This is a genomic window from Streptomyces sp. NPDC014676, from assembly GCF_043084105.1.
Classification (GTDB): domain Bacteria; phylum Actinomycetota; class Actinomycetes; order Streptomycetales; family Streptomycetaceae; genus Streptomyces.
Map to the genome: position 1 here is coordinate 432,272 of NZ_JBIBZI010000001.1, position 22,139 is coordinate 454,410.

The window sequence follows — 22,139 nt, forward strand, 5'->3', positions numbered from 1 at the left end:
GGCCATGACGCACTCGCACACGCCGCGGAACACCGGCCGCCCCACTCCGTGGGTGTCCCGTCGGCGGGCCTCCGTAGACTGGTCCCCGTGAGCGACATCCCCGGCGAGAACGATCAGCCAGACCCTCTCGACTCCTTCGACGAGATCGTCGACGCGGAGACCACCCGCGACCCCGACCTCGCCGTGATCGAGGCGGGCAGCCGCACCCTGCGCACCCAGGGCGGCCCGCCCCAGGCGGACGTGCCCGCCCGCCCCGCCGACCCCGAGGTCGACAAGGCCCTGCGCGAGGTCGAGGCGGAGCTCGCCACCCGCTGGGGCGAGACCAAGCTCGAGCCCTCGGTCGCCCGCATCGCCGCGCTGATGGACGTCCTGGGCGAGCCCCAGCGCTCGTACCCCTCGATCCACATCACCGGCACCAACGGCAAGACCTCCACCGCCCGCATGATCGAGGCCCTGCTCGGCGCCTTCGAGCTGCGCACCGGCCGCTACACCTCCCCGCACGTCCAGTCGGTCACCGAGCGGATCAGCCTCGACGGGGCGCCCGTGACCGCCGAGCGGTTCATCGAGACGTACCGGGACATCAAGCCGTACGTCGAGATGGTCGACTCCACGCAGGAGTACCGGCTGTCGTTCTTCGAGGTGCTGACCGGCATGGCGTACGCCGCCTTCGCCGACGCGCCCGTGGACGTGGCGGTCGTCGAGGTCGGCATGGGCGGCAGCTGGGACGCGACGAACGTGATCGACGCCGGCGTCGCCGTGGTGACGCCCATCGACCTCGACCACACCGACCGGCTCGGCACCACGCCCGCCGAGATCGCCGGCGAGAAGGCCGGCATCGTCAAGCGGGACGCGACGGTGATCATGGCCCAGCAGCCGGTGGACGCCGCGCAGGTGCTGCTGAAGAAGGCCGTCGAGGTGGACGCGACGGTGGCCCGTGAGGGCCTGGAGTTCGGGGTCGTCGCCCGGCAGGTCGCCGTCGGCGGCCAGCAGGTGACCCTGCGCGGACTCGGCGGCGAGTACCCCGAGGTGTACCTCCCGCTGCACGGTGAACACCAGGCGCACAACGCGGCCGTGGCGCTCGCCGCCGTGGAGGCGTTCTTCGGCGTCGGCGCGCAGCACGCCCGGACGCTGGACATCGACACCGTGCGCAAGGCGTTCGCCGCCGTCGCCTCCCCGGGCCGGCTGGAGGTCGTACGGCGTTCGCCGACCGTCGTCCTGGACGCCGCCCACAACCCGGCGGGCGCGCGGGCGGCGGCCGCCGCGATCGGGGAGGCGTTCCAGTTCAGCCGGCTCATCGGCGTGGTCGGCGCGAGCGGCGACAAGAACGTGCGCGGACTGCTGGAGGCGTTCGAGCCGGTCTTCGCCGAGGTCGTCGTCACCCAGAACTCCAGCCACCGCGCGATGGACGCCGACGAGCTGGCGGGCATCGCCGTCGAGGTGTTCGGCGAGGACCGCGTCCAGGTCGAGCCGCGGCTGCCGGACGCCCTGGAGGCCGCGATCACGCTGGCCGAGGAGGAGGGCGAGTTCGCGGGCGGCGGTGTGCTCGTCACCGGTTCCGTCATCACCGTCGGCGAGGCCCGACTGCTCCTGGGGAGGGGCTGAGATCCCGTGCGTACGCTCTGCTCTTCGACCCTGATCGGCGAGTTCTTCATCATCGGTTTCGCCGGACTGGTCGCGATGAAGGACCAGGACCTGTCCACCGGCACGGTGTGGACGGTCTGTGGTATCGCGATGTTCCTGTCCGTGCTCCTGTGCGGGATGGTCACCCGGCCCGGCGGGGTGGCCCTCGGCTGGGCGCTGCAGATCGCCCTGATCGCCTCCGGTGTCTTCGTCCCGATGATGTTCTTCATGGGCGCGCTCTTCGCGCTGCTGTGGTGGGCTTCGGTGCACTTCGGGCGAAAGGTGGACGAAGCCAAGGCCCGTTTCGCCGCACAGGCGGAGCGGCCTGACGCTGCGTGACAGATGTCCCGACACGCCCGGTAATCTCGTCCTCCCGCACCACTTCCCGTACAAGGAGTTCCGTCGTGACCCAGCGCACCCTCGTCCTCCTCAAGCCCGACGCCGTACGTCGTGGCCTGACCGGCGAGATCATCAGCCGTATCGAGCGCAAGGCCGGCTGGCAGATCACCGCGCTGGAGCTGCGGACCCTGGACCAGGACACGCTGGAGCAGCACTACGGCGAGCACAGGGGCAAGCCGTTCTACGAGCCGCTGGTGGAGTTCATGGCCTCCGGGCCGGTCGTGGCGATGATCGTCGAGGGTGAGCGGGTCATCGAGGGTGTGCGCCAACTGGCCGGTCCCACCGACCCGATCGCCGCCGCGCCGGGCTCGATCCGCGGCGACTTCGGTGTGATCGTCCGGGAGAACCTGATCCACGCCTCCGACTCCGAGGAGTCCGCCGAGCGCGAGGTGAAGATCTTCTTCCCGGGCCGCGCGTAACCCGCGCACCCGGACGTGCGCGTAACCCGCGCACCCGGACGTGCGCGAATCCCGCGCATAACGATCACATCGCGGTGGCGGCCGGCGCGTTTGGCCGCCTGTCGGACGGTCTGGGGGCTTTGCCCCCGGACCTTTTCTGGCATATGCGTGGCGTTCGGGGGAACGGGTGCCCCCGATGGACCGTCTCCACAAGCAGCGGGGTCCGCCATCTGATGACAATGGCGAAGACCCTCGCGCGGTGCTCGCGAAGGCGCGTCTACGATGGAAGCATTCACGTCACCGCACCCACCTCGCCGACCTGAGATGCCCTCAAAAGCTCGTGGGAAGGCCAGTCGAATCCTGATGGGGAACTCAATGTCGTTCATCGGCCGTGACATGGCTGTCGACCTCGGGACCGCCAACACGCTGGTGTACGTCAGGGGTCGTGGGATCGTACTCAACGAGCCGTCCGTCGTCGCGATCAACACCAACACCGGTGGCATCCTCGCGGTCGGCGCCGAGGCGAAGAAGATGATCGGACGCACCCCCGGCAACATCGTCGCCGTGCGCCCGCTGAAGGACGGCGTCATCGCCGACTTCGAGATCACCGAGCGGATGCTCCGCTACTTCATCCTGAAGATCCACAAGCGGCGGTACCTGGCTCGTCCGCGGGTCGTCGTCTGTGTGCCCTCGGGCATCACTGGCGTCGAGCGCCGCGCCGTCATCGAGGCGTCGTCCCAGGCCGGCGCCCGTCAGGTGCACATCATCGAGGAGCCCATGGCCGCCGCCATCGGCTCCGGCCTGCCGGTCCACGAGGCCACCGGCAACATGGTGGTGGACATCGGCGGCGGCACCACGGAGGTCGCGGTCATCTCCCTCGGCGGCATCGTCACCGCCCAGTCCATCCGCGTCGCGGGCGACGAGCTGGACAACGCGATCATCCAGCACATCAAGAAGGAGTACTCCCTCCTGCTGGGTGAGCGGACGGCCGAACAGATCAAGATCACGATCGGTTCGGCGTACGACCTGGACGCCGACGAGCACACCGAGATCCGCGGCCGGGACCTCGTCTCCGGACTGCCGAAGACCGTCGTCATCTCCGCCGCCGAAGTGCGCAAGGCGATCGAGGAGCCGGTCAACGCCATCGTGGACGCCGTCAAGACGACCCTCGACAAGTGCCCGCCGGAGCTGTCCGGCGACATCATGGACCGGGGAATCGTTCTGACCGGCGGCGGTGCGCTGCTGCGCGGCCTCGACGAGCGGCTGCGCCGGGAGACGGGCATGCCGATCCACATCGCCGAGGACCCGCTGGACAGCGTGGCGCTCGGTTCCGGCAAGTGCGTCGAGGAGTTCGAGGCGCTTCAGCAGGTGCTCGACGCCCAGCCGCGCAGATGACACACCTCCTCGACACCGCCGTACGGGACGACCTTCTTCCGTACGGCGGATCGTTGATATAGAGGCACGAAACCCCCCATAACGCCTCGAAATGCCGTTGACGCACCTTCAATACACTTTTCACACATCTGAACAGACCCCCCCACCTCATACCCGTTCTCGACGAGGAAGGCACGGCCGCCGCACGTGAGGGACACACGAGAGAGCCGGCTGCTCCTGGTGCTGCTGATCGCCATCGCGTTCGCACTGATCACGGTGGACATCCGCGGCGGGGAGGATTCACCGGTCGACGGTGCCCGGCAGGCCGCGGCGACCGTCTTCGGCCCGATCGAGAACGGCGTGTCCGGCGCGGTCGACCCGATCGGCAACGCGGTCACCGCCGTCCGCGAGTCCGGCGACCGGCACGACCGGCTCGCCGAGCTGGAGCGGGAGAACGCCGCGCTCAAGGCCGAACTCGGCAGCGACGACCGCGGCCGCAGCCGCCTCAAGCAGCTCGACAAGCTGCTGAAGGTCTCCGGCCAGGGCCAGTACGGCATCAAGGGCGCCCAGGTCATCGCCATAGGAGCGGCCCAGGGCTTCTCCTGGACGATCACCATCGACGCCGGCGCCGACGACGGCATCGAACGCGACATGACCGTCCTCAACGGCGACGGACTCGTCGGCCGTGTCACCACCGTAGGCCCGGACACCGCCACCGTGCTGCTCGCCACCGACCCCGACTTCACCGTCGGCACCCGTATGGAGTCCACCGACGAACTCGGCTTCGCCTCCGGCCAGGGCGACCGCCCGCTGCGCGTCGAACTCCTCAACGGCAAGGCCGAGATCAAGAAGGGCGACCGCCTGGTCACCTTCGGCTCGCAGGCCGACAAGCCGTTCGTGCCCGGCGTCCCCGTCGGCGTCGTCTCCCGCGTCGACCCGTCCGGCGGCGACCTCACCCGCACCCTCTCCGTCACGCCGTTCGTCAGCTTCAGCAAGCTCGACGTCGTCGGCGTCGTCGTCCAGGCACCCGAGAAGGACCCGCGCGACACGGTGCTGCCCAAGAAGCCGAAGCCGACCCCCACGCCGACCGTGACGGTGACCGTCACGCCCTCCGCCCCCGCCGACGGCCTCAACCAGCAAGAGCAGTAGGAGCTGTCACCCCATGCGCGTCAACCGGATCCTGCTCTCCAGCTCGCTGATCGTCGTCGCCCTGGTGATCCAGGTGAGCGTCCTCGCCCGCCTCCACCTCCCGGGCGCCGTCCCCGACCTGCTGCTGCTCACCGTCCTCGGCCTCGCCCTGGTCTACGGCCATGTCGGCGGCGCCCTCATCGGCTTCGCCGCCGGACTCCTCGCCGACCTCGCCCCGCCCGCCGACCACGCCGCCGGGCGGTACGCCCTCGTGCTGTGCGTCATCGGCTACCTCGCCGGACTCGTCAAGCCCGAGAGCGGCCAGGTGAAGTCGGCGAGCGGCCCGATGATCGTGGTCGTCGCCGCCGCCGTCGGCTCCACCCTGCTCTACGCCGGTGTCGGCGCCCTCGTCGGCGACACCGCCGCCCGCCATGTCGGCCTCGGCGGACTGCTGTTCACCGCCGCCCTGTACGACCTGCTGCTCGCGCCGTTCGTCGTCCCCGGCGTCATGGCCCTGGCCCGGCGCGCCGAGAACGACCCGCTCGCCGAGACCAACCCCGCCAAGTCCGGCGACATCGCCTCCGGCTGGCTCTCCGGCGGCACCGGACTGCGCATCGGCGGACAGCGGGGCGGACTGCGGGTCAAGGCCGCCCGCGCCCGGGGAGCCCGCGCCGGACGCATCAAGGGGGTCAAGCGCCTGTGACCTCGCAGAACTTCACCGGAACGAGTGAACGGGCGGCGGAACGCGGGCACACGGCCCGGCCGTTCATCACTCGTACCCGCACCGCCGTACGCGCTCCGAGGGAGGAGGAAGCCGCGTGACCAACATCCCCGAGACCGGCCGCAGCCCACGGGTCCAGATCCGGCTCGTCGTCGTCCAGGTCCTCGTCCTCTCCCTCCTCGGCACCCTCGGCGGGCGCCTGTGGTACCTCCAGATCCGCGAGGGCGACCAGTACGCCAAGGAGGCCTCCGGCAACCACGTCCAGCAGGTCGTCCAGCCCGCGGTCCGCGGCTCCATCCTGGACGCCCGCGGAGTGCCCCTCGCCGACAACGAGACCCGCCTGGTCGTCTCCGCCTCCCGCACCGACCTGCTGAAGATGAAGGACGACGGCAAGGCGGTCCTCACCAAACTCGCCGGCGTCCTCGGCATGGACGCCGAGGAGGTCCGGCGGAAGGTCCGCCTCTGCGACGCCAAGACCCCCCAGCCCTGCTGGAACGGCTCGCCGTACCAGCCCATCCCCATCACCGACGAGGCCACCGCCAAACAGGCCCTGCAGATCCGCGAGCGCGCCGAGGACTTCCCCGGCATCACCGCCGAACCGCAGGCCCTGCGCCGCTACCCGAGCCCCGGCAAGGCCAACACCGCCCAGGTCCTCGGCTACCTCTCGCCCGTCACCGACGAGGAGATCACCAAGGCCCAGGACACCAGCTCGCCCTACCTGCGCTCCGACATGGTCGGCCGCTCCGGCCTGGAGCGCCAGTACGACCAGCAGCTGCGCGGCAAGGCCGGCGTCACCCGCTACGAGGTCGACAACCTCGGCCGCGTCATCGGCGAGGCCGAGGCCGACCCCGCCCAGCCCGGCGCCAACCTCGTCACCAGCATCGACGCCCGCGTCCAGCGCGTCGCCGAGTACCAGCTCAACCAGGCGATGAAGGACGCCCGCAAGGTCCACGACCACAACACCAACCGCAACTACGAGGCCGACTCCGGCGCCGTCGTCGTCATGGAGGCCAAGACCGGCCGCGTCGTCGCCATGGCCTCCAACCCGACCTACGACCCCAACGCCTGGGTCGGCGGCATCTCCGCCAAGGACTACGCCGACCTCACCGGCAAGAAGTCCAACTACCCGCTGCTCAACCGCGCCATCCAGGGCCAGTCGGCACCCGGCTCCATCTTCAAGGTCATCCCGACGGCCGCCGCCATACAGGCCGGCTACTCCTTCGAAGGCCCCTACAACTGCTCCAGCTCGTACTCCATCGGCAACCAGGTCTTCAAGAACTTCGAGTCCCAGAACCACGGCCCGATCAGCCTCGGCCGCGCCCTGGAGGTGTCCTGCGACACCGTCTTCTACGCCCTCGCCCATCAGGAGTGGAAGCGCGACGGCGGCAACAAGCCGAAGAAGAACGCCAACGACTGGTTCTACAAGACCGCCCACCAGTTCGGCCTCGGCGAGGAGACCGGCATCGACCTGCCCAACGAGGTCACCGGCCGCGTCCCCGACCGCCAGTGGAAGCTGGACTACTGGACGGCCAACAAGGACGCCTGGTGCAAGTACGGCAAGAAGGACGGCACCTACGCGGAGAAGATCGCCTACGAGAACTGCCTCGAAGGCAACCGGCTGCGCGCGGGTGACTCCGTCAACTACTCCATCGGCCAGGGCGACACGCTCGTCACCCCCATCCAGATGGCCACCATCTACGCGGCCCTCTCCAACGGCGGCACCCTCTACGACCCCACCGTCGGCAAGGCCGTCATCAGCCCCGACGGCAAGACCGTCACGGAGATCGAGCCCAAGGCGCACGGCAAGCTGCCCACGTCGAAGAAGACGCTCGCCCAGATAGACGAAGCCCTCGAAGGAGTCGCCACCCGCGGTACGGCCGCGTGGCGATTCGGGGGCTGGCCGCAGGACGAGATCCCGATGCACGCCAAGACCGGTACCGCCGAGGTCTACGGCAAGCAGACCACCTCGTGGTTCGCCACGTACACCAAGGACTACTCGATCGTCATGACGATCTCCCAGGGCGGTACGGGCTCCGGCGCCTCGGGCCCCGCCGTGCGCAACATCTACAACGCCCTGTACGGCGTCTCCGAGGACGGCGAGATCGACAAGAAGAAGGCGCTGCTGCCCACGCCGCAGAAGAGCCTCCCGAAGGTCCGCACGGACGGCACCATCACCTCCCCGAAGATCTCCAAGGACCCCGCCAAGGACCGGGCGACCCCCTCGCCCGACGCACAGGCCACCACCCCGCAGGGCGACGACCCCGCCGGCCCGCAGCAGGCGGGCACGGTCCCCTCACCGGAGAACACCAACCGCCAGACCCGCCGCCGCCACCGGCGACGCCGCGGCGGCACCGGCACCGGAAAGGCACTCCGGAGGGCAGCGTCATGACCGGCGGAGTCAACAGCTTCCAGGTCTCCGGATACGGACCGGAGCGGGCCGGCTGGACACGGGTCTTCGCCCGTGACTCCCTGGCCCGGCGCCTCGACTGGCCGATACTGTTCTCGGCGCTCGCCCTGTCCCTGCTGGGCTCGCTCCTGGTCTACTCGGCCACCCGCAACCGCACCGAACTCAACCAGGGCGACCCCTACTACTTCCTGGTCCGGCACTGGCTCAACACCGGCATCGGGGTGGCCCTGATGATCGGCGTCCTCTGGCTCGGCCACCGCACCCTGCGCACGGCCGTGCCCCTGCTGTACGGAGCCTCCGTCTTCCTGATCCTGCTGGTGCTCACCCCGTTGGGCTCCACCATCAACGGCGCCCACTCCTGGATCAAGCTCCCCGGCGGCTTCTCCCTCCAGCCCTCCGAGTTCGTGAAGATCACGATCATCCTGGGCATGGCGATGCTGCTCGCCGCCCGCGTCGACGCCGGCGACAAGCCCTACCCCGATCACCGCACGGTCCTCCAGGCCCTCGGACTGGCCGTCGTCCCCATGCTGATCGTGATGCTCATGCCCGACCTCGGGTCGGTCATGGTCATGGTCATCATCGTGCTCGGTGTGCTGCTCGCCTCCGGCGCCTCCAACCGCTGGGTCTTCGGCCTGATCGGTGCCGGCGCGGCCGGCGCGGTCACCGTCTGGCAGCTCGGGATCCTCGACGAGTACCAGATCAACCGCTTCGCCGCCTTCGCCAACCCCGAGCTCGATCCCGCCGGCGTCGGCTACAACACCAACCAGGCCCGCATCGCCATCGGCTCCGGCGGGCTGACCGGCTCCGGTCTCTTCCAGGGCTCCCAGACCACCGGCCAGTTCGTGCCCGAACAGCAGACCGACTTCGTCTTCACCGTCGCCGGTGAGGAACTCGGCTTCGTCGGCGGAGCACTGATCATCGGCCTGCTCGGCGTCATCCTCTGGCGCGCCTGCCGCATCGCCCGCGACACCACCGACCTGTACGGCACGATCGTCGCCGCGGGCATCGTCGCCTGGTTCGCCTTCCAGGCCTTCGAGAACATCGGCATGACCCTCGGCATCATGCCCGTCACCGGCCTCCCCCTGCCGTTCGTCTCCTACGGCGGCTCCTCCATGTTCGCCGTCTGGCTGGCCGTGGGCCTGCTCCAGTCCATCCGGATACAACGGCCGATGTCCGCGTAGAGGGTGCCGTCCGGATCAGGCCGGCCGCGGGCGCGGCGCCCGCGGCCGAGCCGAGCGGATCCGGTACGCGCGGACGCGAGGCGGAGGGGGAGCCGGCGAGTGACGACGACACCGCCGGGGGAGTGCGTGCCGGACCCCGCGACCCCGGCCGGATCCGGACGGCACCCCCTGACCGTCCCGGGTGCGGAGCGGCGGTCCACTGCCGCTCCGTACCCACGACTGGATTCGCCTGTGGCGGATACATTCACCTCATGGCGGACACCAAGCGCGAGACCGAGCGAAAGTACGAGTCCGACGACAGCGGGCTGCCCGACCTGACCCGCGTTCCCGGCGTGGCGACCGTCCTCGACAAGGGCGTCATGAGCCTCGACGCCACCTATCACGACACCGCCGACGCACGCCTCGCCGCGTCCTCCGTCACCCTGCGCCGCCGCACCGGCGGCTCCGACGCCGGCTGGCACCTGAAGTTCCCCGTCGCCCCCGGAGTGCGCGACGAGATCCGCGCCCCGCTCTCCGACACCCTCCCGGACGAGCTCGCCGCCCTCGTCCGCTCCCGCGTCCGCGACCACGCACTGCTGCCCGTCGTCCGGCTGCGCTCCGACCGCGACGTACGCCACCTCGTCGACGCCGACGGCCGGCTGCTCGCCGAGGTCAGCGTCGACACCGTCCACGCCGAACGCCTCACCGGCACCGGCGGCACCGCCCGGTGGACCGAGATCGAGGTCGAACTCGCCGACGACGGCGACCCCGCCTTCCTCGACAAGGTCGACAAACGCCTGCGCAAGGCCGGCGTACGCCCCTCGGCCTCGGCCTCGAAACTGGCCAGAGCACTGGCCGCCACGGCACCGGACACCACCACGGCCACGACGGCCCCACGCACACCCGCCACGGCACCCGAGGCCGCCCCGAAGCGGAAACACAGGTCACGGCCGGCCGGGAAACCCGTCACCGCCGGCGACCACGTCCTCGCCTACGTCCGCGCCCAGCGCGACGCCCTCGTCGAGCTCGACCCCGCCGTGCGTCAGGACGTCCCCGACTCCGTGCACCGTATGAGAGTCGCCACCCGCCGCCTGCGCAGCACCTTCCGCGCCGTCCTCGCCCGCGAGGCGACCGACCCCCTCGGCGCCGACCTGAAGTGGCTGGCCGCCGAGCTGGGCCTGGACCGCGACCAGGAGGTGCTCGCCGAACGCCTCCGCTCCTCCCTCGCCGACCTGCCCGACGCCCTCGTCGCCGGCCCCGTCGGCCACCGGCTCACCACCTGGGCCGAGGCCCGCCACGCCGGAGCCCACGGCCGCCTCACCGGCATCCTCGACTCCCGCCGGTACCTCACCCTCCTCGACACCCTGGACGCCCTGCTCGCCGACCCGCCCCTGCGCAAGAAGGCCGAAGCCAAGCCGGAGAAGGCCCTCACCAAGGCCGTACGCAAGGACCTCGGCAAACTGACCGGCCTCGTCACCCGCGCCCTCGACCTCCCGCCCGGCACCGACCGCGACGTCGCCCTGCACGAGGCCCGCAAGAAGACCAAGCGCACCCGCTACGCCGCCGAGGCCGCGGCCCCCGCGCTCGGCAAACCGGCGGACGGCCTCGTCAAGGACATGAAGGCGCTCCAGGGCCTGCTCGGCGACCACCAGGACAGCGTCATGGCCCGCCGGACCCTCCGCGAGCTCGCCGCCGTCGCCCACGCGGCCGGCGAGAGCGCCTTCACCTACGGCGTCCTCCACGCCCGCGAGGAACACCGCGCGGAACGCGCCGAGGCCGCCCTCCCCGAAGCCTGGACGTCGGTCACCGAGGACCTCCGGCCCTGGACAACGTAGGGAGTACCCCTCCGGCCGCGTTACGCTGAATGGTCACCCCACTCAGCACACAAAGGTTCGCGAGATGCCTGCCGAAGCCGCCGAGTCTGTGTTCCCGCAGCTCGAAGCTCTGCTCCCGCATGTGCAGAAGCCGATCCAGTACGTCGGCGGAGAGCTCAACTCCACGGTCAAGCCGTGGGAGAGCTGCGACGTCCGCTGGGCGCTCATGTACCCCGACGCCTACGAGGTCGGACTGCCCAACCAGGGCGTCATGATCCTCTACGAGGTCCTCAACGAACAGGACGGCGTCCTCGCCGAGCGCACCTACAGCGTCTGGCCGGACCTGGAAGCGCTGATGCGGGAACACCGCGTCCCGCAGTTCACGGTCGACAGCCACCGCCCGGTGAAGGCCTTCGACGTGTTCGGCCTGAGCTTCTCCACCGAGCTCGGCTACACCAACATGCTCACCGCCCTCGACCTGGCCGGCATCCCCCTGGAGGCCAAGGACCGGACGCTGGACGACCCGATCGTCATGGCCGGCGGCCACGCCGCCTTCAACCCCGAGCCGATCGCCGACTTCATCGACTGCGCGGTCATCGGCGACGGCGAGCAGGCCGTCCTGGAGGTCACGCGGATCATCCGCGCCTGGAAGGAGGAGGGCCGCCCCGGCGGCCGCGAGGAACTCCTCCTCCGCCTGGCGAAGACCGGCGGGGTGTACGTCCCCGGCTTCTACGACGTCGAGTACCTCCCCGACGGCCGCATCGCCCGCGTCGTACCGAACAGGTCGGGCGTCCCGTGGCGCGTCTCCAAGCACACGGTGATGGACCTCGACGAGTGGCCCTACCCCAAGCAGCCCCTCGTCCCGCTCGCCGAGACCGTCCACGAGCGCATGTCCGTGGAGATCTTCCGCGGCTGCACCCGCGGCTGCCGTTTCTGCCAGGCCGGCATGATCACCCGCCCGGTCCGGGAGCGCTCGATCACCGGCATCGGCGAGATGGTGGAGAAGGGCCTCAAGGCCACGGGCTTCGAGGAGGTCGGTCTGCTCTCCCTCTCCTCCGCCGACCACTCGGAGATCGGCGACATCGCCAAGGGCCTCGCCGACCGCTACGAGGAGGACAAGGTCGGCCTCTCCCTCCCCTCCACCCGCGTCGACGCCTTCAACATCGACCTGGCGAACGAGCTGACCCGCAACGGCCGCCGCTCCGGCCTCACCTTCGCCCCCGAGGGCGGCTCGGAGCGCATCCGCAAGGTCATCAACAAGATGGTCTCCGAGGACGACCTCATCCGGACCGTCGCCACCGCCTACGGCAACGGCTGGCGCCAGGTGAAGCTGTACTTCATGTGCGGCCTGCCCACCGAGACCGACGACGACGTCCTCCAGATCGCCGACATGGCCACCCGCGTGATCGCCAAGGGCCGCGAGGTCTCCGGCTCCAACGACATCCGCTGCACGGTCTCCATCGGTGGCTTCGTCCCCAAGCCGCACACCCCCTTCCAGTGGGCCCCGCAGCTCTCCGCCGAGCAGACGGACGAGCGCCTCACCAAGCTCCGCGACAAGATCCGCGGCGACAAGAAGTACGGCCGCTCGATCGGCTTCCGCTACCACGACGGCAAGCCCGGCATCGTCGAGGGCCTGCTCTCGCGCGGTGACCGCCGCATCGGCGCGGTCATCCGCGCGGTCTACGAGGACGGCGGCCGGTTCGACGGCTGGCGCGAGCACTTCTCGTACGACCGCTGGATGAACTGCGCCGACAAGGCGCTGGCCCCCTTCGGTGTCGACGTCGACTGGTACACCACCCGCGAGCGCACCTACGAGGAGGTCCTCCCCTGGGACCACCTCGACTCCGGCCTGGACAAGGACTGGCTCTGGGAGGACTGGCAGGACGCCCTCGACGAGACGGAGGTCGAGGACTGCCGCTGGACCCCGTGCTTCGACTGCGGCGTGTGTCCTCAAATGGACACGTCCATCCAGATCGGCCCCACCGGCAAGAAGTTGCTGCCGCTGACGGTCAAGAACGCCGCGCCGGCGACGAGCGGTCACGTTCACTGACGTGAGCGGGGCCTCGATCGGGTGATCGAGGCCCCGGAGGCGGGGGAGGGTGAGGCGGCCGCCGTGCCGTGCGCGCCCGGCGGAGCACGGCCTCGCCCTCCTCACCCGGGTGACCGGGCCGCCCTGCTTCGGGTCGCCTGGTCGCGGACTTCCGTCACCTGCTTCAGGCGGCGCCCCTGATGGTGACGACGTAACAGCTGGCGTGTCCTCCGCTCTGTTCCCATTGTTCCCGCTTGGACCACATGTGCCAGTACTCTCCGGCCCGGTCCGCCTCGGAGACCCATGGCCCGGGGGCGGTGCCATAGGCGGTGCGGCAGGCGGCGGCGGCTTTCTCCCGGGCGGCCGTGCTGCCCGGGTAGGGGCCCGTGCCGAGTGTTCTCTGCGCGAAGATCCTGCCGTCGTGCGCGCCCGAGCACGGCACGTCCACGACGGTGTCCATGAGCCGCTGGCCCGTGCTGAAGTCGACGCAGCCGCCGGGCTTCACCGCGTTGACGGAGCGGACCGCCTCGGAGGCCGGCCGGACAGGTCCGTCGGGCTTCGCGGCGGGCTTCGACGCACCGTGCCCGGAGAGCCGGAGGTCGATGGTCAGGGAGGTCATGTCCTCGAACGCGCTGCCCTCCTTCCCCAGGGTCGTCGAGAGGTCGGTCCGCACGTGGGTGACGCGTCCCCGGCCGTCCACGGAGACGGTCGTCGGCAGCGGGGCGCTCGTGTCGGAGGATCCGCCGGGGAAGGGGACGGACAGTTCGTGCGTGAGGTCCTCGGGGAACAGTTGCCTGGCTGCGCCGGCGGACATGTCCGCCTCGTAGACGCGCTGGGAGCCGTCGGTCCGCCGGGATGTCGCCTCCGCGGCGCCGAGTCCTTCGAGGAGGGTGCCGCCCACGGGTCCTTCGGTTCCGCGCAGGTGGCCGATGTTGTCGATGCCGAGGTCCCGAGCGGTGTCGTCCGTCGTGTACCGGAGCCAGTACGCCGCCGTCCCGGCACGGTAGTGGATGTGCTGGAAGTCGACGAGGACGCGTGCCGAGGTAGCGGCGTTGCCCTTGCCCGGGGTGGTGCCCAGGAGCGTGTCCTTCGTGTCCTGGGGGAGCTTCTTCGGCAGGTTCCACTCTGTGGTCGCCTCGCCCGTTCCCTTCCCGAAGTCCATCCGCCCGCTGACGGTCTGCACCGCCCGGCCCTTCTTCGACGTGAAGGTCGTGGTCTGGACGAAGTCGGCGCTGCCCGCCTTCTGTGTCTGGCGCAGGGCGTGGAAGATCTGGAGGCCGAGCTTCTGGTCGAAGACGGGGTGCTTGGCGGCGGGGTGCCCGGCGGGGGTGTCCTGGCCGCCGGAGCAGGCGGTCAGGAGCAGGGACGCGAGGGTGAGCACCGCACCTGTACGGGCAAGGTGTCTGATCATGCCCGTAAGACCCGGCAGGGTCGTGGGAGGTTGCTTCCGTACGGGGCATGACTTGATCGCCTTCGACGGGACGGAGGGGCCGTCACGGAGGGCGTCGTCCTTCCCCGTTCGCCCGGCATGACGCGGCCCCCGCCGTCGGCGGGGGCCGCTGAGAGGTTTTCTGCCGCCGGCGGTGCATCGGTCCGTCGGCGGTGGGGCCTACAGGGTGTGCTGTCCGGGGTGCCGGGTGGAGGGCGTGTCACGCCGGTAGGAGCGGGCCGGTGCCCGGAAACGTTCCTGTTTGCCGGGATCGGTGAGCGGTGCGGGGTGGTCCATGGGGGACCGAAGCCGGTGGCGGGCCGAGGTGCGGCGGGGTGGGCGGGTGAGGGTGATCTGGCGGACGAGTTGCTGGAAGCAGGCCAGGGCGGCCACGCCCGGGAGGGCCGCGGCGGCCGTGTCGGTGAGTGTCCGGGGGGCCTGGGCCACGCAGAGCGCGATGGCGACGAGTGAGAAGAGGAGGACGACGAACCACGAGTGCAGGGCGCGCCGTTGGTGCAGTGCCGCGCGGAGGATGGACAGCGAGCCCGCCAGCCAGGGGCCGTAGACCAGTACGGGCCACCAGGCCGAGGAACTGCCGCTGTTGTGGGCCGTGGTGACGAGGAGCAGGGGTTCGTAGGTGACGACGCCGCTGAAGACGCTCACCATCGACACGGTGACCGCTGCCAGGGCGGCGATGGTGCAGCTGGCGAGGCGCAGTGCGTCGGGGCGTTTGCGCGGGGGTTTGCGGTGGCCGTGAGGTGACGCGCGCAGGGGTGGCAGTTCCGCCGTGATCTCCTGCAGGTTGCCCATGGGGCTGCCGGCCGGGGGAGCGGTGACCGAGGTCTCCTCGCGGGGGCCGGGCATGGTGATGCCGGAGGCTTCCTCGCCGCGGGCTTCCTGGAGCAGATAGGCGAGTTCCTCGGCCGGGTCCCAGTGCGGTACGGGCGATTCCATGGGCTCCGCGTAGACGAGAGGGTCGTAGCGTTCGTCATTCATGTCAGGCGGCCTCGCCGATCCAGTGGGCGGCGAGGCCGGTTTTCCATGAATTCCCCCCGTCGGACCTGATGAGCCCGGACATGCTTGCCTTCGTCATATAGCGACTAACGGTGGCTGTTTCGCTTGGATGCGTGGCGAATGAGTGAACGGCCGTAGGGAAAATCGCTTTACATAAGTCGCGGAATTCTTATGTCGGATCGGCGTTCAGCATATGAGGTAAACAACATCGTGAGGGTGGGATCCGGACGGGCCGCGCCTGCGTCTCCGTGGGTATGGATCTCGAGAAGCCGGCCGGTCCGCCGGCCACCGCGCCCGCGGGCGAGGGGTGTCTCGTCGTGGCGATCCGCGTTCCGGTGCGGATCGTGGCGCTGGTGCTGGTCGTGCCGGTGCGGATGGTGTGGGACGCGCTGGTCGTCGCCGGACGGTTCCTGAACGACACGCTGCTGCGGCCTCTCGGGCGGGCGCTGCTGTGGGTGGGGCGGGCGGTGTTCGTGTGGCCGTTCGTGGGGCTGTGGCGGTATGTCCTGGTGCCGTCCGGCAAGGGGCTGGCGTGGCTCGGGAAAGTGCTGCTGGTCCTTCCGGCCATCGCGTTCTACCGCCATGTGCTGACTCCTCTCGGTCATGGGGCCGTATGGCTGTACGCACGTGTGCTGACACCGATCGGGACCGGGGCGTGGACGGCCGTGATGTGGCTGGGGCGGTGTCTCGTCGTCGTGCCCGCGCTGTGGTTGTACCGGTGGGTTCTGGTGCCGGTGGGGCGGGCGGTCGCCTGGTGCGGGAAGGGGCTGGTGTGGCTGGTGGCGACGGCTGTCACCGGGATCGGGGCGGGGCTGTACTGGATCGCCCGGATCCTGCTGGTGCTGCCCGCGCTCGCGGTGTGGCGGTGGGTGCTGGTGCCCGTCGGGCGTGTGCTCGCGGTCGTCGCGCGGGAGGTCGGGGACGCCCTCGGGCATGGCTGGCGGATCGCCGGGTACATGTCCCTCGCCGTGGGGCGGTTTCTGGGGAGGCTCTTCCGGTGGGTGTTCGTGGAGCCGGTGCGCTGGGTGTACCTGAGTGTGCTGACGCCGGTGGGGCACGTGGTGCGCGACGCGGTGCTGCGGCCCGTCGGGAACGCCGCCCGCGCGGTGGGCCGGGCCGGCCGGCAGGCCCTCGCCGCCGCCCGCGCGTCGGTGCGGCAGGCACGTGCCGACCTCCGCCGGGCGCTGTTCGGCGAACCGGCCGCGGAACCGGGGAAACCGCAGCTCACGCACCGGCGGGAACCTGTGGCGGCGGTAACGCGTACTCTAGAAAAGAAGACCGAGTGAAGTGTCCCCGCCGATGCGGGGACGTGCCTCGGTCCGACCGCCGTACACAAGGAGTAGTTCCCCTGGGCAAGCGACAGCCCGAAGGCCCGCCGCCCGCACCCGCGGTGCAGCGCATCCGACTGCGCTACACCAAGCGCGGCCGCCTCCGGTTCACCAGCCACCGTGACTTCCAGCGCGCCTTCGAGCGTGCGCTGCGCCGCGCCGAGGTGCCGATGGCGTACTCGGCGGGGTTCACACCGCACCCGAAGGTGTCGTACGCCAATGCCGCACCCACCGGCACGGGCAGTGAGGCGGAGTATCTGGAGATCGCGCTCACCGAGCCGCGTGACCCGGAGCGGCTCCGGGTCCTCCTCGACGAGTCGATGCCCGCAGGACTCGACATCATCGAGGCGGTCGAGGCCCGGACCCCGGGTCTCGCCGACCGGCTGACGGCTTCCGTGTGGGAGCTGCGGCTGGACGGTGTCGGCCCCGAGGACGCCCGCCGTGCGGTGGACGTCTTCAACGCGGCCGAGGCCGTCGAGGTCCAGCGCCGGACCAAGAACGGCGTCCGCACCTTCGACGCCCGCTCGGCGGTCGTGGGCCTGGAGAGCGCGGAGACGTACTCGTCGCGGCCTGATAGGCCGACCGGCCGGCCCTGTGCGATACTGCGGCTGGTTGTTCGGCACGTGACGCCTGCCGTACGACCCGACGACGTCCTGTCCGGTCTCCGCGCCGTGGCCGACCTGGCGCCGCCGGTCCCCGCAGCGGTGACCAGGCTGGCGCAGGGGCTGCTCGATGAAGAGACCGGCACGGTGACCGACCCGCTCGCGCCCGACCGCGAGGCAGCAGCGACCGAGCCGCAACCGGCCGGCGCCACTGCCGCCGCGACGGCGCCGGCGTAAGGAAGGTCCCGCGAAGGGACGGATGTCGTAAGCGCCGCCCTCGAACTCGGGAGCCACCTGGGTCGGGCAGCGCACCGACCACAAGACTTTCGCCAGGCCGTACGCATTCGGTGTACGGAACCGGCGAGACAGGACACAGAGTGCTCCCGTGCGGCGCCCGCGCCCCGGACGGCGGCGATCGCGCACCGCGCGAGCCGCGGACGTCACCGGCATCGCCGGACCAGGTGCGGCGCCCGGGAGCCTGACGGGAGAAACGCCCGCATGCTCGAACCGATCGAGCCCACCGAGGGCTCCGAACCGAACACCCCCAGCGACACCCTGCCGCCGAGGCGGCGGCGCCGTGCCGCGTCCCGCCCGGCGGGCCCGCCCGCCGGGGCGGCCGAGGCGACGGCCGAGACCGTCGCGCCGGCCATACCGGCCGCGGAGGCCCCCGAGCTCGTGGAGCAGGAGGGCGTCGAGGCCGAGGCGGAGCAGGAGGCCGAGCCCGTCGAGGCCCCGGCCGCCGCGCCCCGGCGTCGTCGTGTGGTCCGCCGCGCGGCCGCGCCGGCCGGGGCGCCCGAGTCGGCGGAGGCCGCCGAGACCGTCGTACCGGCGACGCCCGCCACGCCCGGGACGGCTCCCGCTCCCGAGCAGCCCGCCGTCGCCGAGGACGCGGCCCCGCGCCGTACCCGGCGTCGTGCGACCCGCAGCGTGACCTCGCCGACGGCGGCCGGCGCGGCCACCGAAGTCCCGGAGACCACCCCTGCGGCCCCGGAGACCGTCCCCACGGCCCCGGAGACCGCCCCCGAGGCGGGGGAGACCGTGGCCGAGGACGCCGCTCCGCGCCGTTCCCGGCGTCGCGCCACGCGCAGCGTGACCTCCTCGGAGGTGTCCACCGAGACCGCCGAGGCCACGACCGAGGCCCCCGCGGCCCCCGAGGCCGGGGAAGCCGCGTCTGAGGACGCCGCTCCGCGCCGCTCCCGGCGTCGCGCCACGCGGCGCGCCGACGCGCCCGCCGTCGAGGAGACCCCGGTGACCGAGGCCCCCGAGCCCGCGCCGGCCCCTGAGCCCGTACGGGCCCCTGAGCCCGCGCAGGCTTCCAAGCCCGTTCAGGCCCCCGAGCCCGTCACCGACGAGGCCGCTCCGCGGCGCCGGCGCCGGGTGGTCCGCAAGGCCGCCGCCGGCTTCGCCGAGCCCGCCGGGTCCGGCGAGGCGGAGACCCCGTCGCGGCGCCCCGCGCGTCCGGCCGTCGCCGTGTTCCAGCCGCCGGTGTTCACCGAGCCACGCTTCCAGACCCCCGAGCGGGCCGCCGCCGAAGCGGCCGCCGAGGTCGCCGAACCGGCGGTGGAGCCGGAGCGGACCGAGGAGCCCGCCGAGGAGCAGCCCGCCGCCTCCCGCCGCCGTCGCCGGCGCCGGGGCGAGGAGCCCGAGGCCGCTCCCGTGACCCCTGCCGAGGACGAGGCGGAGGAGGCCGAGGAGCAGGCCGAGGACCACGCCGAGGCCGACGACCAGGACGACAGCGAGGCCGCCGGTTCGCGCCGTCGCCGTCGCCGCGGCGGCCGTCGCCGCCGGCGTGGTGACTCCGCCGAGAGCGACGTCGAGGACGGCGAGCCCGTGGACGTCTCGGCCGAGCAGGCCGTCCGGGACGCCGAGGACACCGCCGAGCAGGTCGAGGAGGACGCCGAGGAGGAGGCCGAGCAGGCCGAGGACCGCGAGGACTCCGGGTCCAGCAGCAGCCGGCGCCGTCGTCGCCGTCGTCGCCGCGCCGGTGACGGCGGTGGCGAGGCCGAGACGACCGCCGACGACCCCGAGCGCACCGTCGTCAAGGTCCGCGAGCCACGCCCGAAGGCCGAGCCGTCGGACGAGGTGCAGTCCATCAAGGGCTCCACGCGTCTGGAGGCGAAGAAGCAGCGCCGCCGCGAGGGCCGTGAGCAGGGCCGCCGCCGGGTGCCGATCATCACCGAGGCCGAGTTCCTGGCCCGCCGCGAGGCCGTCGAGCGCGTCATGGTGGTCCGCCAGCACGGCGACCGCACGCAGATCGGCGTCCTGGAGGACGACGTGCTCGTCGAGCACTACGTCAACAAGGAGCAGGCGACCTCGTACGTCGGCAACGTCTACCTCGGCAAGGTGCAGAACGTGCTGCCGTCGATGGAGGCCGCCTTCATCGACATCGGCAAGGGCCGCAACGCCGTGCTGTACGCCGGTGAGGTCAACTTCGAGGCGCTCGGCATGTCGGGCGGCCCGCGCCGCATCGAGTCCGCGCTGAAGTCCGGCCAGTCGGTCCTGGTGCAGGTCACCAAGGACCCGATCGGCCACAAGGGCGCCCGCCTCACCAGCCAGGTCTCCCTCCCGGGCCGTTACCTCGTGTACGTCCCCGAGGGCTCGATGACCGGCATCAGCCGCAAGCTGCCCGACACCGAGCGGGCCCGGCTGAAGACCATCCTCAAGAAGGTCGTCCCCGAGGACGCGGGCGTCATCGTGCGCACCGCCGCCGAGGGCGCGAGCGAGGACGAGCTGCGCCGGGACGTCGAGCGGCTGCAGGCGCAGTGGGAAGAGATCAAGAAGAAGGCCAAGAACGGTGCCGGCAGCGCGCCGACGCTGCTGTACGGCGAGCCGGACATGACCGTCCGGGTCGTGCGGGACATCTTCAACGAGGACTTCTCCAAGGTCGTCGTCAGCGGTGACGACGCCTGGGAGACCATCCACGGGTACGTGTCGCACGTGGCGCCGGACCTGGCCGGGCGGCTGTCCAGGTGGACCAGCGAGGTCGACGTCTTCGCCACGTACCGGATCGACGAGCAGCTCGCCAAGGCGCTGGACCGCAAGGTGTGGCTGCCCAGTGGCGGTTCGCTGGTGATCGACCGGACCGAGGCGATGGTCGTGGTCGACGTCAACACCGGCAAGTTCACCGGCCAGGGCGGCAACCTCGAGGAGACGGTCACCAGGAACAACCTGGAGGCGGCCGAGGAGATCGTGCGCCAGCTTCGGCTGCGCGACCTCGGCGGCATCATCGTCATCGACTTCATCGACATGGTGCTGGAGTCCAACCGGGACCTCGTGCTGCGGCGCCTGCTGGAGTGCCTGGGCCGGGACCGTACGAAGCACCAGGTCGCCGAGGTGACCTCGCTGGGTCTGGTGCAGATGACCCGCAAGCGGGTCGGCCAGGGCCTGCTGGAGTCGTTCTCGGAGACCTGCGTCCACTGCAACGGGCGCGGTGTCATCGTGCACCTGGACCAGCCCGCGGCCGCCGGTGGCGGCGGCAAGCGCCGGAAGCGGGCGCGGGCCGGCGCGGCGGACCAGCCGCACGAGCACGAGGTGATCGTGGGCGTGGAGACGGCCGAGGAGGAGGCGGAGACGGAGACGGCGGCGGAGGTCGCCGCCGAGACCGCCGAGCCGGTCGCGCTCCCCGCACCCGAGTTCGTGCCGGACGAGGAGCTGTACAGCAGCGCCGCCGAGGCGGAGGCCGCGGCCACCCGTGGGCGCACGCGCCGCCGGGCGAGCCGGCGGGTGTCGGCCCCGGCGGGCGCGCCGAAGCGGTCGGCCAGGGCCGAGCGGCGGAAGGCCGAGGAGGCCGAGGCCGAGGAGGTCGAGGCCCCGACGGCGCAGGACGTGACGGCCGCCGAGGAGGCCGCGCGTCCGGTGCGGCCGGAGCCGGCTGCCGAGGCGCTGGCCGAGCCCGCAGCCGTCGAGGACGCGGTGGTCCCCGAGCCGGCCGAGCCGGCCGCGGAGGAGGCCGCGCCCAAGGGCCGTACGCGTCGCCGGGCCACCCGCAAGGTGTCCGCGCCGGCCGGTTCCCCGGCGGGGGCGGAGGCCGCGGTGGTGACGGTCGCGGAGCCCGCGGCCCCGGTCGCCGAGGCGCCCGCGCCGAAGCCCGAGGAGGCCCCGTCCGAGGCACCCGCCGCGGCGTCCGACGGGACCGGGGCCCCGGCCCGTCCGCGCCGCCGCGCGGTGCGCAAGCCGAGCACGTCGACCGCGTCCGAGGAGACGGCCGTCGTGGTCGTCCCGTCGGTGGCGACGGAGACGGCGACGGCGCCCGTCGAGGAAGCCGAGACCGAGACCGAGACCGAGACCGAGGCCGAGGCCGAGGCCGAGGCCGCCCCGGCCAAGAAGACCGCCCGCAAGGCGGCCAAGAAGGTCACGGCGAAGAAGGCCGCCACGAAGAAGACGGCGGCCAAGAAGACCGCCGCCAAGAAGACGACGGCCAAGAAGGCGGCGGCCAAGACCACCAAGTCGGCCGCCGCCAAGACGACCACCGCCAAGACGACCGCGAAGAAGACGGCGTCGAAGAAGACCGCGGCGGCCCGGCAGCCGTCGTCGTCGGTGACCGCCTCGACGGAGGACTGACCTCCGGATCGTTCGGTGATCGTGATCCGCCCCCGGTCCCACCCGGGGGCGGATCATTTTTGTCGTGAGAGTGGCCACGGTGGGTTCGAATACGTGAATGGCCGGTGAATCGTTGTTCCTGCCACGTGGTTATGATGTGCCGACAGATTGACTGCG

15 protein-coding genes are annotated in these 22,139 nt (G+C 71.5%); 13 read left to right on the forward strand and 2 right to left on the reverse strand.

Annotation, left to right across the window (positions count from 1 at the left end; genetic code table 11):
- Positions 1–87: 87 nt before the first annotated feature.
- From ACF1DX_RS01960 to ACF1DX_RS02005, 10 genes are all read left to right on the forward strand, one after another.
- Complete coding sequence (locus tag ACF1DX_RS01960) at positions 88–1,602, forward strand: bifunctional folylpolyglutamate synthase/dihydrofolate synthase (protein ID WP_391789299.1); 1,515 nt, start codon at positions 88–90, stop codon at positions 1,600–1,602.
- Positions 1,603–1,608: 6 nt separating this feature from the next.
- On the forward strand, positions 1,609–1,959 hold the full coding sequence (locus ACF1DX_RS01965) for a DUF4233 domain-containing protein (protein WP_391789300.1): 351 nt from the start codon (positions 1,609–1,611) through the stop codon (positions 1,957–1,959).
- 65 nt (positions 1,960–2,024) lie between these two features.
- On the forward strand, positions 2,025–2,438 hold the full coding sequence (gene ndk / locus ACF1DX_RS01970) for a nucleoside-diphosphate kinase (RefSeq protein WP_391789301.1): 414 nt from the start codon (positions 2,025–2,027) through the stop codon (positions 2,436–2,438).
- A gap of 354 nt (positions 2,439–2,792) precedes the next feature.
- Positions 2,793–3,812: a rod shape-determining protein gene (locus ACF1DX_RS01975; RefSeq protein ID WP_004931372.1), complete on the forward strand. Its 1,020-nt coding sequence runs from the start codon at positions 2,793–2,795 to the stop codon at positions 3,810–3,812.
- Positions 3,813–3,998: 186 nt separating this feature from the next.
- Positions 3,999–4,940, forward strand: coding sequence for a rod shape-determining protein MreC (mreC, locus tag ACF1DX_RS01980; protein WP_391789302.1), 942 nt, complete (start codon positions 3,999–4,001; stop codon positions 4,938–4,940).
- A gap of 13 nt (positions 4,941–4,953) precedes the next feature.
- Positions 4,954–5,622 carry a rod shape-determining protein MreD gene (gene mreD, locus ACF1DX_RS01985; RefSeq protein ID WP_391789303.1) on the forward strand — a complete coding sequence of 223 codons (669 nt, stop codon included), beginning with the start codon at positions 4,954–4,956 and terminating at the stop codon, positions 5,620–5,622.
- A gap of 115 nt (positions 5,623–5,737) precedes the next feature.
- Positions 5,738–8,029, forward strand: coding sequence for a penicillin-binding protein 2 (gene mrdA, locus ACF1DX_RS01990; protein ID WP_391789304.1), 2,292 nt, complete (start codon positions 5,738–5,740; stop codon positions 8,027–8,029).
- Complete coding sequence (gene rodA / locus ACF1DX_RS01995) at positions 8,026–9,228, forward strand: rod shape-determining protein RodA (protein WP_391789305.1); 1,203 nt, start codon at positions 8,026–8,028, stop codon at positions 9,226–9,228. Before mrdA ends, rodA begins: the two co-directional genes overlap by 4 nt.
- Positions 9,229–9,479: 251 nt before the next feature.
- Complete coding sequence (locus tag ACF1DX_RS02000) at positions 9,480–11,042, forward strand: CHAD domain-containing protein (protein ID WP_391789306.1); 1,563 nt, start codon at positions 9,480–9,482, stop codon at positions 11,040–11,042.
- A 64-nt stretch (positions 11,043–11,106) separates the two neighbouring features.
- Complete coding sequence (locus ACF1DX_RS02005; protein WP_391789307.1) at positions 11,107–13,071, forward strand: TIGR03960 family B12-binding radical SAM protein; 1,965 nt, start codon at positions 11,107–11,109, stop codon at positions 13,069–13,071.
- A gap of 163 nt (positions 13,072–13,234) precedes the next feature.
- Here ACF1DX_RS02005 and ACF1DX_RS02010 read toward each other — a convergent pair whose 3' ends face one another.
- Together ACF1DX_RS02010 and ACF1DX_RS02015 are read right to left on the reverse strand one after the other, a co-directional pair.
- On the reverse strand, positions 13,235–14,461 hold the full coding sequence (locus ACF1DX_RS02010; protein WP_391789308.1) for a hypothetical protein: 1,227 nt from the start codon (positions 14,459–14,461) through the stop codon (positions 13,235–13,237).
- Between the two features lie 198 nt (positions 14,462–14,659).
- Positions 14,660–15,475, reverse strand: coding sequence for a DUF2637 domain-containing protein (locus ACF1DX_RS02015; protein ID WP_391789309.1), 816 nt, complete (start codon positions 15,473–15,475; stop codon positions 14,660–14,662).
- Between the two features lie 272 nt (positions 15,476–15,747).
- Here ACF1DX_RS02015 and ACF1DX_RS02020 point away from each other — a divergent pair, with 272 nt between their 5' ends.
- The 3 genes from ACF1DX_RS02020 (at position 15,748) to ACF1DX_RS02030 (ending at position 21,983) form a co-directional block, all read left to right on the forward strand.
- Positions 15,748–16,779, forward strand: a complete 1,032-nt coding sequence (locus ACF1DX_RS02020) for a hypothetical protein (RefSeq protein ID WP_391789310.1) — start codon at positions 15,748–15,750, stop codon at positions 16,777–16,779.
- 104 nt (positions 16,780–16,883) lie between these two features.
- Positions 16,884–17,660 carry a TIGR03936 family radical SAM-associated protein gene (locus ACF1DX_RS02025; RefSeq protein WP_391789311.1) on the forward strand — a complete coding sequence of 259 codons (777 nt, stop codon included), beginning with the start codon at positions 16,884–16,886 and terminating at the stop codon, positions 17,658–17,660.
- A gap of 261 nt (positions 17,661–17,921) precedes the next feature.
- On the forward strand, positions 17,922–21,983 hold the full coding sequence (locus tag ACF1DX_RS02030) for an Rne/Rng family ribonuclease (RefSeq protein ID WP_391789312.1): 4,062 nt from the start codon (positions 17,922–17,924) through the stop codon (positions 21,981–21,983).
- Positions 21,984–22,139 lie beyond the last annotated feature (156 nt).

Excerpts from the sequence above, each read along its gene's own strand:
- ACF1DX_RS01975 (WP_004931372.1), top strand. The coding sequence starts at position 2,793 with ATGTCGTTCATCGGCCGTGACATGGCTGTCGACCTCGGGACCGCCAAC.
- mreD (WP_391789303.1), top strand. The coding sequence starts at position 4,954 with ATGCGCGTCAACCGGATCCTGCTCTCCAGCTCGCTGATCGTCGTCGCC.
- rodA (WP_391789305.1), top strand. The coding sequence starts at position 8,026 with ATGACCGGCGGAGTCAACAGCTTCCAGGTCTCCGGATACGGACCGGAG.
- ACF1DX_RS02000 (WP_391789306.1), top strand. The coding sequence starts at position 9,480 with ATGGCGGACACCAAGCGCGAGACCGAGCGAAAGTACGAGTCCGACGAC.
- ACF1DX_RS02005 (WP_391789307.1), top strand. The coding sequence starts at position 11,107 with ATGCCTGCCGAAGCCGCCGAGTCTGTGTTCCCGCAGCTCGAAGCTCTG.
- ACF1DX_RS02010 (WP_391789308.1), bottom strand. The coding sequence starts at position 14,461 with ATGATCAGACACCTTGCCCGTACAGGTGCGGTGCTCACCCTCGCGTCC.
- ACF1DX_RS02015 (WP_391789309.1), bottom strand. The coding sequence starts at position 15,475 with ATGAATGACGAACGCTACGACCCTCTCGTCTACGCGGAGCCCATGGAA.
- ACF1DX_RS02020 (WP_391789310.1), top strand. The coding sequence starts at position 15,748 with ATGGATCTCGAGAAGCCGGCCGGTCCGCCGGCCACCGCGCCCGCGGGC.
- ACF1DX_RS02030 (WP_391789312.1), top strand. The coding sequence starts at position 17,922 with ATGCTCGAACCGATCGAGCCCACCGAGGGCTCCGAACCGAACACCCCC.